The organism is Actinorhabdospora filicis (assembly GCF_030269765.1).
Classification (GTDB): Bacteria; Actinomycetota; Actinomycetes; order Mycobacteriales; family Micromonosporaceae; genus Actinorhabdospora; species Actinorhabdospora filicis.
The window spans coordinates 899,401-916,787 of record NZ_BSTX01000002.1 but is presented as its reverse complement, the minus strand read 5'-3'; the positions used below and the strand labels follow the sequence as shown (position 1 = coordinate 916,787).

General features: G+C 71.7%; 9 protein-coding genes. 4 read left to right on the top strand and 5 right to left on the bottom strand.

Features of this window, described 5'->3' with window-relative positions; all coding sequences use genetic code 11:
* Positions 1 to 309 precede the first annotated feature (309 nt).
* On the bottom strand, positions 310 to 11,337 hold the full coding sequence (locus tag QSK10_RS17050; protein WP_285663816.1) for a DUF7927 domain-containing protein: 11,028 nt from the start codon (positions 11,335 to 11,337) through the stop codon (positions 310 to 312).
* Positions 11,338 to 11,510: 173 nt separating this feature from the next.
* Between QSK10_RS17050 and QSK10_RS17045 the strand changes: the two genes are divergently transcribed.
* Positions 11,511 to 12,197 (top strand): SDR family NAD(P)-dependent oxidoreductase, encoded by a 687-nt coding sequence (locus tag QSK10_RS17045; RefSeq protein WP_285663815.1) that lies wholly within the window; start codon positions 11,511 to 11,513, stop codon positions 12,195 to 12,197.
* Positions 12,194 to 13,207, top strand: a complete 1,014-nt coding sequence (locus QSK10_RS17040; RefSeq protein ID WP_285663814.1) for an S-adenosylmethionine:tRNA ribosyltransferase-isomerase — start codon at positions 12,194 to 12,196, stop codon at positions 13,205 to 13,207. Before QSK10_RS17045 ends, QSK10_RS17040 begins: the two co-directional genes overlap by 4 nt.
* On the opposite strand, the gene QSK10_RS17035 is transcribed toward QSK10_RS17040, so the two are convergent.
* Positions 13,204 to 13,704, bottom strand: a complete 501-nt coding sequence (locus QSK10_RS17035; RefSeq protein ID WP_285663813.1) for a Clp protease N-terminal domain-containing protein — start codon at positions 13,702 to 13,704, stop codon at positions 13,204 to 13,206. The genes QSK10_RS17040 and QSK10_RS17035 overlap by 4 nt on opposite strands.
* Entirely contained in the window at positions 13,704 to 13,919 is a 216-nt protein-coding gene (locus QSK10_RS17030) for a helix-turn-helix domain-containing protein (protein ID WP_285663812.1), read from the bottom strand. Before QSK10_RS17030 ends, QSK10_RS17035 begins: the two co-directional genes overlap by 1 nt.
* 104 nt (positions 13,920 to 14,023) lie before the next feature.
* Between QSK10_RS17030 and QSK10_RS17025 the strand changes: the two genes are divergently transcribed.
* The gene (locus QSK10_RS17025; RefSeq protein ID WP_285663811.1) at positions 14,024 to 14,932 is read left to right on the top strand and encodes a helix-turn-helix domain-containing protein; all 909 of its coding nucleotides are present in this window, start codon (positions 14,024 to 14,026) and stop codon (positions 14,930 to 14,932) included.
* Positions 14,933 to 15,011: 79 nt separating this feature from the next.
* Here the strand turns inward: QSK10_RS17025 and QSK10_RS17020 are convergent, their stop codons facing one another.
* Entirely contained in the window at positions 15,012 to 15,950 is a 939-nt protein-coding gene (locus QSK10_RS17020; RefSeq protein ID WP_285663810.1) for an aminoglycoside phosphotransferase family protein, read from the bottom strand.
* 32 nt (positions 15,951 to 15,982) lie between these two features.
* Between QSK10_RS17020 and QSK10_RS17015 the strand changes: the two genes are divergently transcribed.
* Positions 15,983 to 16,768 carry an SAM hydrolase/SAM-dependent halogenase family protein gene (locus QSK10_RS17015; RefSeq protein ID WP_432705336.1) on the top strand — a complete coding sequence of 262 codons (786 nt, stop codon included), beginning with the start codon at positions 15,983 to 15,985 and terminating at the stop codon, positions 16,766 to 16,768.
* A gap of 40 nt (positions 16,769 to 16,808) precedes the next feature.
* Here the strand turns inward: QSK10_RS17015 and QSK10_RS17010 are convergent, their stop codons facing one another.
* Positions 16,809 to 17,369 carry an NADPH-dependent FMN reductase gene (locus tag QSK10_RS17010; RefSeq protein WP_285663809.1) on the bottom strand — a complete coding sequence of 187 codons (561 nt, stop codon included), beginning with the start codon at positions 17,367 to 17,369 and terminating at the stop codon, positions 16,809 to 16,811.
* Positions 17,370 to 17,387 lie beyond the last annotated feature (18 nt).

The following is a 17,387-nucleotide window of genomic DNA, read 5'->3' as shown; positions in this document are numbered from 1 at the left end:
TCGCGGGCCGGCGCCGCGCTCAGATCGCGTTCGCCGTCGGTGACTCGCACGCGCCGGCCTGGGAGTCGGCGTGGCGATACGCGTGCCGCCGCGGCCCGCCCGATGCCGGGAGTCCCGGTGAGGCCCAAGCCGTCGATCACCGCTCCCGGAAGGCGAAGGGACCGGCTCTCCACGCTCCCCCACGTGCGGCGCTTCGGCGGCCGCTCGGCGACGGCGTGCCGGGCCGGGGATCCGGGTGCGACGGCGGCCCACCGGAGGCCTCGTGTTCGAACGGGCACCACCCCGGCCCCGGGGTGGTGCCCGCCGTGGCTACGTCTCGCGCCGCACCCGGCGCAGGGCGAAGCCGAGGGCGATGAGCGCGCCGGCGGCCATGAGCCATCCGGCGATGCCGGGGCCGGTCACCGGCAGCGGCGGGGTCACGGTCGTGGTGGCCGAGCAGCCGGGCTCGCCGGGTGAGGCGCAGTTCCCGCCGGGTGTGGTGGTGGTGACGGCGTTGACGAGTTTCCCGGCGGCGGTCGCGGTGACCGAGTAGGTCACGGTGACCGTCGCCGCGACGGGCAGCGGGCCGCGCCAGGTGAGGCGGGCGCCGGTGACGGTGACGGTTCCGGCGGTGGCCGTGGCGTCGCCGTTGTAGCGGGCGCGCTCCAGCACCCTGGTCAGGTCGTCGGTGAAGGCGAGGGAGTCGTAGCCGCCCTTGCCGGTGTTGGTCACGGTGACGGTGTAGGTGACCTTCTGCCCGGTCTTGACGGTGCCCGGCTCGGCCCTCTTGGTCAGGGTGAAGGCGCGGACGGGTGTGTCGGTGGAGCAGTTGGGGTCGATGACGGCCTCGGCGAGGCGGGCGGTGCCGGCGGGCATGGGCTTGGGGCAGATGGCGTCGTCGGGGCGCTGGATCTGGTTGTGGAGCCCGTGGTCGCCCAGCCCGGTCTTCTTGACGGTGACCGAGTAGCGGATGGTCACGGTGGTCTTGCCGGGGACGGTGCCGGTCCACACCAGGTTCGGGGGCTGCCAGGCCGCCGATCCGGTGGTGGCGGTGGCGTCGTTGTTGTAGTCGGCGTCGTCGAGGACGCCGGTGAGGTCGTCGGAGACGCGGGCGTCGCGGTAGGCGCCGTCGCCGGTGTTGACCACCAGCACGGTGTAGCGGACGACGTCGCCGGGTGAGACGGGTCCGGGCGTGGCGGACTTGTAGATCTTCAGGTTCGGCGAGGGCAGGACGACGTCGCAGTCGGGGTCGGCCGATCCGGTGGCGCAGTTGGAGTCGGGGACCACGATCACGTTGCTCATGCGGCGGTCACCGGCGTTGGTGACGGTGACGGTGTAGGTGATGGTCGCCTTCTCACCGGCGGCCAGGTCGCCCGACCACGTCAGGGTGGGCGGGGTGAAGGCCACGGTGCCCTTGTCGGCGGTGGCGTCGTCGTTCCAGGTCGCGTCGTCGAGGACGTCGCTCAGGTCGTCGGTGAGCGAGGCGCCGGTGTAGGCGGCGCGGCCGGTGTTCTCCACGGTGAGGGTGTAGGTGACCTTCTCGCCCGGGGAGGCGTCGGTCTTGTCGGCCTTCTTGGACGCCTTGAGCGCGGCGAGCGGGGTGATCGTGGAGCAGCCGGGGTCGGCCGAGCCCGGCGGGCACGTGGATCCGTCCGGCCCGGTCACCGCGTTCTTGAGGCGCTTGTCGCCGGCGGGCGGGCGCCCGACGGTCACGGTGTAGGTGATCGTGACGGTCTGCCCGGCGGTCACGTCACCGGTCCACGTCAGCTTGGGCGCGGTGTAGGTGACGGTGCCCGAGCTCGCGGTGGCGTCGGCGTTGTAGGCGGCGTCGTCGATGACACCGGACAGGTCGTCGCTCACCGAGGCGCCCGGGTATGGGCCGGTTCCGGTGTTGCGGACGGTGATCGTGTAGGTGACGGTCTCGCCGGGCTTGGCCGAGGCGGGTGCGGAGGTCTTGCGGATCTCCAGTTTCGCCACGGGCGTCTCGGTGCCGCACGATGGGCATTCGGTGATGGCGTTCTTGAGTGTCAGGTCGCCCGTCGGGGGCTTGTTGACGGTGACGGTGTAGGTGACGGTGACCGTCTTGCCCGCCGCGACGTCACCGGTCCACGTCAGCTTGGGCGCGGTGTAGGAGACGCTGCCGCCGGTGGCGGCCGCGTCCTTGTTGTAGGTGGCGTCGTCGATGACGCCGGTGAGGTCGTCGGTGAACGTGGCTCCCTTGTAGGCGCCGGTGCCGGTGTTGGACACCGTCACGGTGTAGGTGACCTTGTCGCCGGGCCTGGCCGAGGCCGGGGAGGCGGTCTTGGTGATGGTCAGGATCGCCACCGGTGTCTCCGTGCCGCACGAGGGGCACTCGGTGATGGCGTTGGTCAGCTTCTTGTCGCCGCCGGGCGGGTCGTTGACCGTGGCGGTGTAGGTGACGGTGACCGTGGCGCCCTTGGCGAGGTTGCCCGTCCAGGTCAGGCGGGGCGCGGTGTAGACCGCGGTGCCGGTGGAGGCGGTGGCGTCGTTGTTGTAGGTGGCGTCGTCGATGACGCCGGTCAGGTCGTCGGTGAAGGTGGCGCCGGGGTAGTCGGCCTGCCCGTCGTTGGTGACGGTGACGGTGTAGGTGACGGTCTCCCCCGGCTTGACCGTGGCGGGCCGGGCCGTCTTGGTGATCGTGTAGGTGGCGATCGGCGTCTCGGTCTCGCAGGCGGTGGCGCAGTTGGTGCCCTCGCCGGTGACGGCGTTCTTCAGCTTCTTGTCCCCGCCCGGGGGCCTGTTCACGGTGACGGTGTAGGTGACCGTCACGGTGGCCCCGGCCTCGACGATGCCGCTCCAGGTGAGCTTCGGGGAGGCGTAGGACGCGGTGCCCGAGCTCGCCGAGGCGTCGTTGTTGTAGACGGCGTCATCGAGGACGCCGGTCAGGTCGTCGGTGAAGGAGGCGTTGTTGACCGGCCCGCGCCCGTTGTTGGTGACGGTGACGGTGTAGGTGACGGTCTCGCCGGGCTTGGCCGAGGCCGGGGCGGCGGTCTTGGCGATCACCAGGTTCCCCAGCGGGACCACCGTCGAGCAGTCGGGGTCGCTGGACCCGGCCGGGCAGTTGCCGCCGCCGGTGACCGCGTTGATCAGGTTCTTGTCCCCGGCCGGTGGTGAGCCGACGGTGACGGAGTAGGTCACGGTGACCGTCGCACCGGCCGCCACGTCACCGGTCCACGTGAGCCTGGGCGCGGTGTAGGACACGGTGCCCGAGGACGCGGTGGCGTCGGTGTTGTAGGTGGCGTCGTCGATGACGCCGGAGAGGTCGTCGGTGAAGGTGCCGCCCCGGTAGAGGCCGGTGCCGGTGTTGGTGACCGTGACGGTGTAGGTGACCTTGCCGCCGGGCAGGGCCGAGGCGGGCGTGGCGGTCTTCTTCACCGCCAGGACCGCGATGGGCGTCACCGTCGTGCAGTCGCCCTCGCAGGTGGATCCGTCGGTACCGGTCACCGCGTTGCCCAGTTTCTTGTCGCCGGTGGGCGGTGTGTTGACGGTGACGGTGTAGGTCACCGTGGCGGTGCCGCCGACCGGGAGGTCGCCGCTCCACGACAGGGTGTTCCCGGTGCGCGTGGCGGTGCCGGCCGACGCGCTCACCGAGCCCCAGGTGGCGTCGTCGAGGACGCCGGACAGGTCGTCGCTGAAGGACGCTCCCTTGTACTCGGTGGCGCCGGTGTTGGTGACGGTGACGGTGTAGGTGACCGTCTCGCCGGGCTTGGCCGTGGCCGGGGACGCGGTCTTGCGCAGGCTGTAGGAGGCCACCGGGGTGACCGTGGTGCAGTCGCCGTCGCAGGTGGACCCGTCGGGCCCGGTGACGGCGTTGGTGAGCTTCTTGTCCCCGGCGGGCGGGGTGTTCACGGTGACCGAGTAGGTCAGGGTGACCGTGCCCTTGGCGGCCACGTCACCGGTCCACGTCAGCTTGGGCGCGCTGTAGGTGACGGTGCCGGAGGTGGCCGTCGCGTCGTTGTTGTAGGCGGCGTCGTCGAGGACGCCGGTCAGGTCGTCGGTGACCGAGGCGCCGGGGTAGGCCGCCTCGCCCTCGTTGGTGACGGTGACGGTGTAGGTGACCTTCCCGCCGGGCTTGACCTCGGCCGGGGACGCGGTCTTCTTGATGGTGAGCTTGGCGATCGGGGTGACCGTGCCGCAGTCGGGGCACTCGGCGATGGCGTTCTTGAGCGTGAGGTCGCCGGTCGGCGGCTTGCTGACGGTGACGGTGTAGGTGACGGTGACCGTGCCGCCGGCGGCCACGTCGCCGGTCCAGGTGAGCTTCGGCGCGGTGTAGGACACCGACCCGGAGGTGGCCGAGGCGTCGTTGTTGTACGTGGCGTCGTCGACGACACCGGTGAGGTCGTCGGTGAACGTCCCGCCCCGATAGACGCCGGTGCCGGAGTTGGTGACGGTGACCGTGTAGGTGACGGTGTCGCCGGGCTTGGCCGAGGCGGGCGAGGCGGTCTTGGCGATGGTCAGCGCGGCCACCGGTGTCACGGTGGTGCAGTCGCCCTCGCAGGTGGACCCGTCGGTGCCGGTGACGGCGTTGGTCAGCTTCTTGTCCCCGGCGGGCGGGGTGTTCACGGTGACCGTGTAGGTGATCGTGGCCTCCTCGCCCTTGGCGAGGTCGCCGGTCCAGGACAGGGTCGGCGAGGCGAAGGTAGCGGTGCCCTTGGAGGCGGTCACCGAGCCCCAGGTCGCGTCATCGAGGACGCCGGAGAGGTCGTCGGTGAAGGACGCTCCCTTGTACTCGGCCTCGCCGTCGTTGATCACCCGCACGGTGTAGGTGACCGTCTCGCCGGGCTTGGCCGTGGCGGGTGTCGCGGTCTTCTTGAGCCGGTAGGTGGCCACGGGCGTCTCGGTGGAGCAGGATCCGGTGCACTGCGAGCCGTCGGGCCCGGTGACGGTGTTCTTCAGTTTCTTGTCCCCGCCCGGCGGTTTGCCGACCGTGACGGTGTAGGTGATGGTGGCCTTCTGCCCGGCGTTGAGGTCGCCGGTCCAGGTCAGTGTGGGCGAGGTGAAGGTCGCGGTGCCGGTGTCGGCGCTGACCGCGCCCCAGGCGGCGTCGTCGAGGACGCCGGACAGGTCGTCGCTGACCGAGGCGCCCGGGTAGGGGCCGGTGCCGGTGTTCTCCACGGTGATCGTGTAGGTGACGGTGTCACCGGGCTTGGCCGAGGCCGGGGAGGCGGTCTTGGCGATCGCGAGGCGCCCGACGAGGGTCTCGGTGCCGCACGTGGGGCACTCGGTGATGGCGTTCTTGAGTGTCAGGTCGCCCGTGGGCGGCTTGTTGACGGTGACCGAGTAGGTGATGGTCACCGTGGCGCCCGCGGCCACGTCGCCGCTCCAGGTCAGGCGGGGCGCGGTGTAGGCGACGGTGCCGGACGTGGCGGCCGCGTCGTCGTTGTAGGTGGCGTCGTCGATGACCCCGGTGAGGTCGTCGGTGACGGTGGCTCCCTTGTAGACGCCGGTGCCGGAGTTGGTGACGGTCACGGTGTAGGTGACCTTGTCGCCGGGCTTGGCGTTGGCGGTCGAGGCCGTCTTGGCGTAGGTCAGCGCGGCAACGGGCGTGACGGTGGTGCAGTCGCCCTCACAGGTGGACCCGTCGGTGCCGGTCACGGCGTTCTTGAGGGACTTGTCCCCGGCGGGCGGGGTGTTCACCGTGACGGTGTAGGTGATCGTGGCGGTGGCGCCCTTGGCCAGGTTCCCGTTCCAGGACAGGGTCGTCGGCGTATAGGTCGCGACGCCCGACGAGGCGGTCACCGAGCCCCAGGTCGCGTCGTCGACGACGCCGGAGAGGTCGTCGGTGAAGGAGGCGCCGGTGTAGTCGGCCTGGCCGTCGTTGGTGACGGTGACGGTGTAGGTGACCGTCTCGCCGGGCTTGGCCGAGGCCGGCGAGGCGGTCTTGGCCACGGTGTAGGTGGCCACGGGAGTGGTGGTGGAGCAGTTCGGGTCACTCGATCCGGCCGGGCAGTTGGAGTCGGCGGTGCCGGTGACGGCGTTCTTCAACTGCTTGTCCCCACCCGGGGGCTTGTTGACCGTGACGGTGTAGGTGATGGTGACCGAGGCCCCGGCGGCCACGTCGCCGCTCCAGGACAGCGTCGGCGCGCTGTAGGCGGCCGTGCCGGAGGTGGCGGTGACCGAGCCCCAGGTGGCGTCGTCGATGACACCGGACAGGTCGTCGCGCACGGTGGCGCCGGTGTAGGCCGCGGCGCCGGTGTTGCGCACGGTCAGGGTGTAGGTGATCGTCTCGCCGGGCTTGGCGGTGGTGGCCGAGGCGGTCTTGGTGATCGTCAGGTTCGGCGTGGGCGTGACGGTGGAGCAGTCGGGGTCGGTGGACCCGGCGGGGCAGTTGGAGTCCTCGCCGCTGACGGCGTTGCGCAGGATCTTGTCACCGGCGTTGGTGACGGTGACCTTGTAGACGATGGTCGCGCTCTCCCCCACGGCCAGGTCACCGGTCCAGGTGAGCGTGTTCCCACTGCGCAGGGCCGTGCCCACGTCGGCGGTCACCGACACCCAGGTGGCGTCGTCGAGGACGGCCGAGAGGTCATCGCTCACCGAGGCGCCGGGGTAGTCGGCGGTGCCGGTGTTCCGCACGGTGATGGTGTAGGTGACCGTCTCGCCCTTCTTGGGCGCGGCCGGGCTGACGGTCTTCTTCACCTGGAGCAGCCGCAGCTTGGTCTCGGTGGCGCAGTCGGGGTCGGTGGACCCGGCGGGGCAGTTGGTGCCGCCGGTGAGCTTGTTCTTGAGGACCTTGTCGCCGGTGGGCGGCTTGTTGACGGTGACGGTGTAGGTCACGGTGACGGTGCGGCCCTTGCGGACGTCGCCGGTCCAGGTCAGGGTGGTCGGCGTGTATGACGCGGTCCCGGACGAGGCGCTCACCGAGCCCCAGGCCGCGTCGTCGATGACGCCGGACAGGTCGTCGCTGAAGGAGGCGCCGGTGTAGTCGGCCCGGCTGTTGTTGGTGACCGTGACGGTGTAGGTGACGGTGTCGCCGGGACCGGCCTCGGCCGGCGAGGCGGTCTTGGCCACGGTGTAGGTGGCCACGGGCGTCTCGGTGCCGCAGTCGCCGGTGCAGCCGTCGGGGGCGGTGACGGCGTTCTTGAGCACCTTGTCCCCGGCCGGGGGCGAGCCGACGGTGACGGAGTAGGTGACGGTGACCGTCGCCCCTGCCGCCACGTCGCCGGTCCACGTCAGCTTCGGCGCGGTGTAGGACGTGGTCCCGGAGCTCGCGGCGGCGTCGGCGTTGTAGGCGGCGTCATCGAGGACGCCGGTGAGGTCGTCGGTGAAGGTCGCCCCGGCGTAGGGCCCGGTGCCGGTGTTCTTCACCGTCACGGTGTAGGTGACCTTGTCGCCGGGCCTGGCGGGTGAGGGCGAGACGGTCTTGGTGATCTCCAGTTTCGCCACGGGCGTCTCGGTGCCGCACGTGGGGCACTCGGTGATGGCGTTCTTGAGCGTGAGGTCACCGGTGGGCGGCTTGCTGACGGTGACGGAGTAGGTGACGGTGACCGTCGCCCCTGCCGTCACATCGCCGGTCCACTTGAGCTTGGGCGCGGTGTAGGTGGTCGTGCCGGAGGACGCGGCGGCGTCGGCGTTGTAGGTGGCGTCGTCGATGACGCCGGTGAGGTCGTCGGTGAAGGTCGCACCCGTGTAGACACCGGTGCCGGTGTTCTTCACGGTGACGGTGTAGGTGACCTTCTCGCCGGGCTTGGCCGAGGCGGGCGCGGCGGTCTTGGTGATCTCCAGGGTGGCCACGGGGGTCTCGGTGGAGCAGTTGGCGGTGCAGCCGTCGGGGGTGGTGACGGTGTTCTTGAGCAGCTTGTCGCCGCCGGGCGGGTTGTTGACGGTGACGGTGTAGGTGATGGTCGCGGTGGCGCCCTTGGCGACGTTGCCGGTCCAGGTGAGCCGGTTGCCCACGCGCATCGCGCTGCCGGAGTCGGAGGAGACGGTGCCGAAGGTGGCGTCGTCGAGGACGCCGGAGAGGTCGTCGGCGAAGGACGCGTCCATGTAGTCGGCGAGTCCGGTGTTGGTGACGGTGACGGTGTAGGTCACGGTGTCGCCGGGTTTGGCGGTGGCGGGCCGGGAGGTCTTGGCGACGGTGATGGTGGCGACGGGGGTGGTGGTCTTGCAGACCGGGTCGGTGTTGCCGGTGGGGCAGTTGGAGTCGGCGGGTCCGGTGACGGTGTTCTTGAGCTGCTTGTCGCCGGCCTGTGGGCGTTTGACGGTGACGGTGTAGGTGATGGTCGCGCTGGCGTTGACGGCGAGGTTGCCGGTCCAGGTGAGTTTCGGGGTGGTGAAGGTGGCGGTGCCGGTGGAGGCGGTGACCGAGCCCCAGGTGGCGTCGTCGAGGACGCCGGTGAGGTCGTCGGTGGCGGTGGCGTTGTTGTAGACGCGGCCGGAGGTGTTCTGGACGGTGAGGGTGTAGGTGACGGTGTCGCCGGGGCGGGCGGTGGCCGGGGAGGCGGTCTTGGTGATGCGCAGGCCCGGTGGCGGGGTGATGGTGTTGCAGTTGGGGTCGGTGGATCCGGGCGGGCAGTTGGAGTCGGGTGAGGTGACGGTGTTCTTGATGGTGCCGTTGCCCTGGAAGTGGGCGGTGACGTAGTAGAGGACGGTGGCCTTGCCGCCGATGGGGAGGTTCCCGGTCCAGGTGAGGGTGTTGCCGTTGCGGACGGCGCTGCCGGTGTCGGCCGAGACGCCGCTCCAGTAGGCGTCGTCGAGGACGTCGGTGAGGTCGTCGCTGAAGGTGGCGTTGTTGTAGGCGACGGTGCCGATGTTCTCCACGACGACGGTGAAGGTGACGGTCTCATTGAGCTTCGGGAACGGTGGTTTGGCGGTCTTGGTGACCTTGATGGCCTTGATGGGGGTGGTGGTCTTGCAGTCGGCGTTGGTGGATCCGGCCGGGCAGTTGGAGCCACCGGTGACGACGTTGGTGAGGCGTTTGTCGCCGGTGGGCGGGTTGGCGACGGTGACGGAGTAGGTGATGGTGACGGGTGTGCCGGGCTGGATGTCGCCGGTCCAGGTCAGTTTCGGGGAGGTGTAGGTGGTGGTGCCGGTGGTCTGGGTGACCAGGCCGTCCCAGGTGGCGTCTTCGAGGACGCCGGTGAGGTCGTCGGTGAAGGTGGCGCCCTTGTAGACGCCGTTGCCGGTACTGGTGACCGTGACGGTGTAGGTGACCTTCTGGCCGGGTGAGGCCACGGCGGGTGAGGCGGTCTTCTTGACGGTGTAGACGACGACGGGGGTGGTGGTGCCGCAGTTGGGGTCGGTGGAGCCGGTGGCGCAGTTGGAGCCGCCGGTGACCTTGTTCTTCATGGACTTGTCGCCGGTGGCGGGGTTCTTGACCTCGACGGTGTAGGCGATGACGACCTTTTTGCCGCCGGGGACGCTGCCCTTCCAGGTGAGTTTGGGCGCGGTGTAGGCCGGCTGGGTGGTGGTGCGGACCTCGTCGATGGTGGACACGGCGTCGTTGCCGTAGGTCGCGTCGTCGATGACGCCGGTGAGGTCGTCGGTGATGTCGGCGTTGGCGGCGGTGGCGCCGACGTTCTCGACGGTGATGAGGTAGGTGATGACGTCGCCGGGGCGGGCGGTCTCGGGGGTGACGGTCTTCTTGACGATGAGGCCGGTCACGGGGGTGACGGTGGCGCAGTCGGGGTCGGTGGATCCGGCGGGGCAGTTGGAGCCGCCGGTGACGGCGTTGCGCAGGACCTTGTCGCCGCCGGGTGGGTTGCCGACGGTGACGCTGTAGGTGATGGTGACGGTGGCTCCGGCGGCCACGGTTCCGGTCCAGGTGACCTTGCGCGCGCCGTAGCCGACCGAGCCGGATGAGGCGGTGGCGTCGGCGTTGTAGGTGGCGTCGTCGAGGACGCCGGTGAGGTCGTCGGTCACCGAGGCGCCGGTGTAGGCGCCGGTTCCGGGGTTGGTGACGGTGACGGTGTAGGTGACCTTCTGGCCGGGCAGGGGCTGCGCGGGCGAGGCGGTCTTCTTGACCTTGAGCCAGGCGATGGGGACGGTGGTGGCGCAGTCGGGGTCGGTGCTGCCGGAGGCGCAGTTGCTGCCGGGGACGGTGACGGTGTTCTTGAGGGAGGAGTCGCCGGTGGGCGGGTTCTTCACGGTGGCGGTGTAGGTGACGACGACGGTCTTGCCGGCGGCGATGTCGCCGGTCCAGGTCAGTCTCGGAGCGGTGTAGGAGGGCTGGGTGGTGGTGTTGGCGCCGTCGACGGTGGACTTGGCGTCGGCTCCGTAGGTGGCGTCGTCGATGACGCCGGAGAGGTCGTCGGTGAGCGAGACGCCGGTGGCGGCGGTGGTGCCGGTGTTGGCGATCTCGATGCGGTAGCTCACCTTGTCGCCGGGCTTGGCGTTGGCGGGGCTGACGGTCTTGGTGACCTCCAGCTTGTCCAGCAGGTTCCGGGAGGTGGAGCAGCCGGCCAGGTCGGTGATCTTCCAGGAGCCCATGGGGTTGGGGTCGACGCTGCCGACCTGGTTGGCGGTGTCGGAGACCGCGCCGCCGGGGACCAGGGTGGAGGCGCCGGTCTTGGGGTCGACGCGGTAGAGGCTCCCGGCGTAGTAGCCGAGGTAGATGTAGCCGTTGAGGTAGGCCATGCCGTAGTTGTCGAAGCCGTTGGAGGAGCCCGGGCCGGTGACCTTCACGGCCTGCTGGGTGGTGCCGGTGGCCGGGTCGAGGCGGTAGATGTAGGTCAGGCCGCCGTAGCTGAGTCCGTAGTAGACACCGCCGTCGCGGTCGACGAACCCGTCGGGCACCATCGTGCCGCCGGCGAAGACGGGGTCGTTGGCCGGGACCGAGGTCAGGTTCGTGCCGCGCGTCCAGACCTTGGAGGTGCCGGTCTTGAGGTCGAGCTGGAAGATCTTGGGCACGCCGCCGTTCTGGAAGCCGTAGAGCAGGCCGCTCTTGGCGTCCATGGTCAGTCCGCCCCAGTTGGTGCCCGACGGCAGCGTGCGCGTCTGCCCGTTGTAGATGGTGTCGGTGACGGTGGTGGTGCCGGTGACCTGCTTGTAGAGGGTGAGGTTGGCGGTGGTGTAGCTGGAGTAGAAGGCGGTGATCGCGCCGGTGTCGGGGTCGGGGCCGATGGCCATGTCGGTGGCCCAGTAGTCGGGCGGCCCGGGTGTGCCGCGCTTGGCGAGGGTGGTGTTCTTCGGCGTGGCGTTGCCCGAGGCGTCGTTCTGCAGCCGGAGGGATCCGATGTAGAAGCTGGAGTAGAGGTGGTCGCAGTCGATCGAGGCCGGGCTGGGGTCGGAGGACACCGTCCAGGACGCCGCGTAGGCCGGTGCGGCGATCGCGAACACCGCCGAGGGCACGGCGAGCGCCAGCACGGTGAGCCTGGCGGCGAGCCTGGTGAAGGTGCTCATCGGCACTCCTGGTGTGTCGATCCCGGAAACGATCGGAACATATCACCCTAGGCCGACAAAACCGCCTTAGTGGACATATCCGCAGCTCATGGACGGTCCTAGGACCAAAGTCCCGGTCGGTTCCCGGTCCGCCGCCCGACGCCGGGCGTCCACTGTCGCCATAGCGTCGGGGTATGCAGACGAAGAAGATCGCACTGATCACCGGCGCGTCCCGCGGCCTCGGGCGGGCGCTGGCCACCGCGCTGTCGGCGCGCGGCTGGCGGCTCATCCTGACCGCGCGCGGCGAGGAGGCCATACGCGAGGCGGCGGTGGGCCTGGACGCCGTGGTCCTGGCCGGGGACGTCGCCGACCCGTGGCACCGCGCGCGCCTGGCGGCCATCGCCGCCGACGAGGGCGGCCTGGACCTGCTGGTCAATAACGCCTCGGGGCTGGGCGCCGCGCCTCTCCCCCGGCTGGCCGACTATCCGCTCAGGGTGCTCACCGACCTGTTCGCCACCAACGTGGTGGCCCCGGTGGCGCTGGCGCAGGACGCGCTGCCGTCGCTGCGGGAGCGGGGCGGGGCGGTCCTGAACATCACCTCCGACGCGGCGGTGGAGGCCTATGAGGGCTGGGGCGGCTACGGCGCGACGAAGGCGGCGCTGGAGCAGGTCTCGCACGTGCTGGCCGCCGAGGAGCCTCGGGTGGCGGTGTGGTGGGTGGATCCGGGCGAGATGCGCACGGAGATGCTCGCCGAGGCGGTCGGGGTGGAGGCGCTGGAGGCGCCGGAGCCCGACGGGGTGGCCGCGCGGCTGGCCGAGCTCGTCGAGCGCCGTCCGGCCAGCGGCCGCTACCAGGCGAGTGAGCTGGAGGTGGCCACGTGACGGCGACGCTGGAGGAGTTCACCACGCTCCCGCCGGAGCTGGAGGCCCATGAGCCGCCGGAGGCGCGCGGTCTCTCGCGCGACGGCGTGCGGATGCTGGTCACCGGGAAGGCGAGCGGCCGGGTCTCCCATCACGCGTTCACCGCGCTGCCGGACCTGTTGCGGCCCGGGGACCTGCTGGTGGTGAACACCTCCGGGACGCTTCCGGCGGCGGTGCGCACCGAGCGCCTGGCGATCCATTTCAGCGGGCGCCTGGACGGCGGTGACTGGCTGGTGGAGCTGCGCGAGCCGCGCGGCCACGCCACCGTCCCCTATGGGGGCGGGCTGCCGGGTGAGTGGCTGCCGCTGCCGGGTGGGGCGACGCTGCGGCTGGTGGACCGGCATACGCCGCGGTTGTGGCGGGCGCGGCTGGACGCCGAGGTGATCGGTTACCTGCGGGCGCACGGCAAGCCGATCCGCTACGGCTATGTGGAGCGCGACTGGCCGCTGTCGGCGTATCAGACGGTCTTCGGGGTGGATCCGGGCAGCGCGGAGATGCCGAGCGCGGGCCGGCCGTTCTCCGAGGCGCTGGTGACGCGGCTGGTGGCCAAGGGGGTGGCGTTCGCGCCGGTCACCCTCCACACGGGAGTGGCCTCGCTGGAGAAGGACGAGCCGCCCTACGCCGAGTGGTTCAGCGTCCCGGCGGTCACCGCCGGGCGCGTCAACGACACGCGGGCGGCCGGTGGGCGGGTGATCGCGGTGGGCACCACCGCCGTCCGGGCCCTGGAGAGCGCCGCCGACGCCGAGGGCCGGGCGCGTGAGGCGAGCGGTTTCACCGGCCACATCGTGACTCCTGAGCTGGGGGTGCGGCTGGTGGACGGGCTGCTGACGGGGCTGCACGAGCCGCGCTCGACGCATCTGTGGATGCTGCGGGCGATCTGCGGGGAGGACCTGCTGGCCCGCTCCTATGCCGAGGCCGTCGCCGAACGGTACCTGTGGCACGAGTTCGGCGACGTCCACCTCATCGCCTAGGCGTGCCCGGCGACCTCGTCGTAGCGCACCCCGAGGCTCTCGAACACCCCGGCGGCGAACCCGCCGGGGTGCAGCAGTCCCAGCAGCATGCACCTGGCGCCGTCGCCGCGATCCTTGCCGACCTCGCGCATCGAGCGCATGAGGACCCGTTTGGCGGCCTGGGAGAAGCCCGGGTTGCGTTTGGGTCGGCGGTGGCCCAGCGCGCCGGCGCCCAGTCCGGCCTCGGTTGCCGAGACGATCTCGTCGACGTCGATGCCCAGGTCGCGCAGGGCGGCGGCGTCGACGTCGCTGATCCCGCCGCGGCGGCGGGCGCGGGCGAAGGCGTCGCGCAGGGTCTCGGCGTCCAGGTCGGCGAAGCGGCGGACCCCGGAGGCGGGGTCGGCGAACAGCGCCAGCGCGAGGTGTTCCTCCCCGACCTCGGCGGCGCCCTCCAGCCGCGCGGCGATGACGGACCCGTGGATGGCCCGCTTCATGACCGCGTCGGGTCGATCGAACATCACCCGATCTCCTTTCCGTGCTTCTTGTGGACGGCCTGCCTGCTGACGCCGAGGGAGTCGGCGATCTGCTGCCAGGCCCAGCCCCGGGCGCGCGCGTTGCGCACCTGCGCGCTCTCCAGGCTCTCCATCAGGCGCCGCAGCGCCGCCACGGCCCGCAACCCCACGGCGGGGTCGCCGGCTCCGGCGGCCGCGGCCAGGTCGGTGGCTTCAGTCATGGGTGTCAACTTACATTGACACACTCCGGTTGTCAACCCAAGTTGACGCCGGGAACGGCGAACACGATCAGGCGCGAAACCCGCCGGGGCGCGAGGATCGACCCATGACGGAAACCGACCGCCTCGCCCGGCTCCTCGACGCGGTGACGGCCTGCCTGGACGACCCGGGCCTCACCGGCGAGGACCTGGCCGCCCGCGCCCACCTCAGCCGCCACCACTTCGACCGCCTGGCCACCGCCGCCCTCGGCGAACCCCCCGGCGCGTTCCGGCGGCGCCTCCTGCTGGAGCGCGCCGCGCACACCCTGGCCACCACCGACCGGCCGGTCACCGTCATCGCCTTCGACGCCGGATACGGCTCGCTGGAGGCGTTCACCCGCGCCTTCGACCGTGCCTTCGGCCGCGCGCCCAGCCGCCACCGGCTCGCCCGCGACCCGCGCTTCCGCATCGAGGCCCCCAGCGGCATCCACTTCCACCCACCGGGCGGCGTCCGCCTGCCCGCCACCGAAGGAGATCCCATGTCCATCGTCACCGACCTCATCGACCAGCACGTCACCCTCGTCGGCGAGCTCCTGGAGAAGGCGCGGCCGCTGTCGGCCGAGGCCCTCGACCGGCCGGTCCCCTACGCCGTCGACTACAGCTCCGGCGACACCACGCTCCGTGAGCTGCTGGCGCACCTGGTGGGCTCCACCGAGCGCTGGATCGCGGCGATGAGCGCCCGCCCGGCCCCGGCCGAGGGCGGCGACTCGATCTCGGCGCTCGCCGAGCGCTACGGCAAGGCCGGGCCGGAGTGGCGCGGGCTCGCCCGCACCGCGCTGGAGGGCGGCCGCTCCGGGGAGACCTTCATCGACGCCACCTGCGAACCGGCGCGCACCTTCACCTACGGCGGCTCCGTGGCGCACCTGCTGCACTACGGGACGCTGCACCGCTGCCTGGTGATCGGCGCCCTGCGCGCCGAGGGCGTCGAGGGCCTGCCGGTCTCCGACCCGATCCACCGGGTCGGCGCGGCCGCCTGACCTGGGCTTTCGCGAGCTGTGCCCGGGTGTGCCCCGACTGTGCCCCGGGCACATGTCAAAAAACGGCCCCTTTTTGTGCTTAGGGGTGAGGGACATCGCGGCGGGAGGCCGCCGCGTCGGCCAGCAGGACCGCCGCCGCCCGGAAGCCCCGCGAGAAGGCCGTCTCCCCGTCACCGGTCGCGATCGTCCAATGCGCCGTCGCCGAGGCCCGCACCAGGGCCCAGGCGGCGGCGCGCTCGCGCGCCACGCACAGCCCGTCGGCGACCGCCTCCACGAGCTCGGTGACCGTGCCCGCGTCGGGGCGGTCGGCGAGCTGGCGGGCGATGAGCCATCCGGCGTCGAAGGCGCGCTCGCCGATGAGCGGCTTGGGGTCGATCAGCAGCCACGGGGCGCGCTCGGCGGCCACGAAGTTGCCCAGGTGCGGGTCGCGGTTGACCAGTCCTTCGGGGCCGTCGGGGACGGTCAGCTCACCGGCCGTGGCCGCCGCGCGCCCGGCCAGCGCGGCGGGCAGGCACCGCGAGGCGGCCAGGCCGGCCCGCCAGGCGCGGGTCACGTCCGGTACGCGCGGGTAGTCGGCGAAGCCGGGTGGGGTGGTGCCGGGCACGCGCCACAGGCGCCGCAGGATCGCCGCGGCGATGGCGACCGCGCCCACCCGGTCGGGCTCGTCGACGAGGGCGTGGCCGGGCTCGGCGCGCTCGATCAGCATCGCCCCGGCCGGGTCGTGCTCCAGTAAGCGGACCGCGCCGTCGCCGTCGTAGTGGTGCAGCGCGGTCGCCTCGGCGGCGTTCTCGGCGTCGGGGATGAACAGCTTGAGCGCCGAGGCGGTGCCGTCGAAGCGCCGCACGGGGACCACGTGGGAGATGTTGCCCCCGGGGAACGGGGCGCCGACGGGCTTGAGGCCCCAGCGTCGCGCGTAGGCGGCCACCGAGTCGGGCAGGCCGGCCAGCCAGCGCCGCCCGGCCTCGCCGTACCAGGCGGAGATGTTGGCCCGCAGGTTACCGGTCGGTCCATCCCCCATCCGGCGACGATAGCTGTGACAGAGTGATCCATGTGGACCCTGTCATCTCCCTTACCACCGACTACGGGCTCGCCGACGGCTTCGCGGGCGTCTGCCACGGCGTGATCGCCGGGATCGCGCCCACCGCGCGCGTCATCGACGTGACCCACGAGGTCCCGCCCGGCGACGTCCGGCGCGGCGCGCACGTGCTGGCGCAGTCGCTGCCGTACCTGCCCGCCGGAGGCGTCCACGTCGGCGTGGTCGACCCCGGCGTCGGCACCGTCCGGCATCCGCTGGCGCTGGCCACGCCCCGGGGCGTGCTGATCGGGCCGGACAACGGGCTGCTGGTCTGGGCGGCCGAGGCGCTGGGCGGGGTGACGCAGGCGATCGCGCTGTCCAATGACGCCTGGCACCGCCACCCGGTCTCGCGCACCTTCCACGGCCGCGACGTCTTCGCGCCGGTCGCCGCGCACGTCGCCGGTGGTGTCGCGCTCACCGACCTGGGCGATCCGCTGCGGATCGGCGACCTGGTGCGGCTGCCCGAGCCGCGGGTGACCGCGGTCGACGACGGCGTGGACGCCGAGGTGCTCACCGTCGACCGCTTCGGCAACGTCCAGCTGGCCGCGTCCCCGTCGCTGCTGGACGAGCTGGGCGAGAAGCTCACGGTCAACGGCTGGGACGCCTCGCGCGGCGACGTCTTCGCCACCGCCCCCACCGGTGGCCTGGTGGTGCTGGGCGATTCCGCCGGGCGGGCGGCGATCACGGTCAACGGCGGCAGCGCGGCGGCCGTCCTGAGCGTCGCCCCGGGTGACGTGGTGCGCGTGCGCGCCGCCGGGTGAACTCTTCTCGCGGCCGCCACCGGGCGGGTGCCGAACCGGTCTAGACGCGCCAGCCGCCCTCGACGCCGGGCGCCTCGGGGGCATCGGCGGCCAGCGCGGCCCACATCGCGGTCAGCCGCTCGCGCGTTTGAGCGTCGGTGACCGTCTCGCCGTCCATGACCGAGCGCACCATGGGCACGCCGAGCACGGCGTCCTCGCGCAGGTTGGCGGTCATGATGGTGAGGGTCTCCACGATCCAGGCGCGGGAGCGGGCCGCCCCCGAGGGGCTCGGGGACGCGGTGAGCACGGCGGTGGGCTTGTCGTAGACCTCGCCGCTGCCCACCAGCCACTCCAGGGCGTTCTTGAGCACGCCGGGCATCCCGGCGGCGTACTCGGGGCTGGCGACCACGAACGCGCCGGCCTCCTCGACCTTGGCGCGGAACGCGGCCACGACCTCTGGGGCGTCGTCGGGGTCGATGGCGGGGTCGAAGTGCGGGAGGGCGCCCAGGCTCGGGTAGATCTCGATGTCCCAGTCGCCGGGGGCCAGCGCGGTGGCGGCGCGCAGCAGCGCGGTCACGGTCGACTGTGGACGGAGGCTGCCGCTGACGGCGAAGATCTTCACCCGCGCGAGGCTACTCCC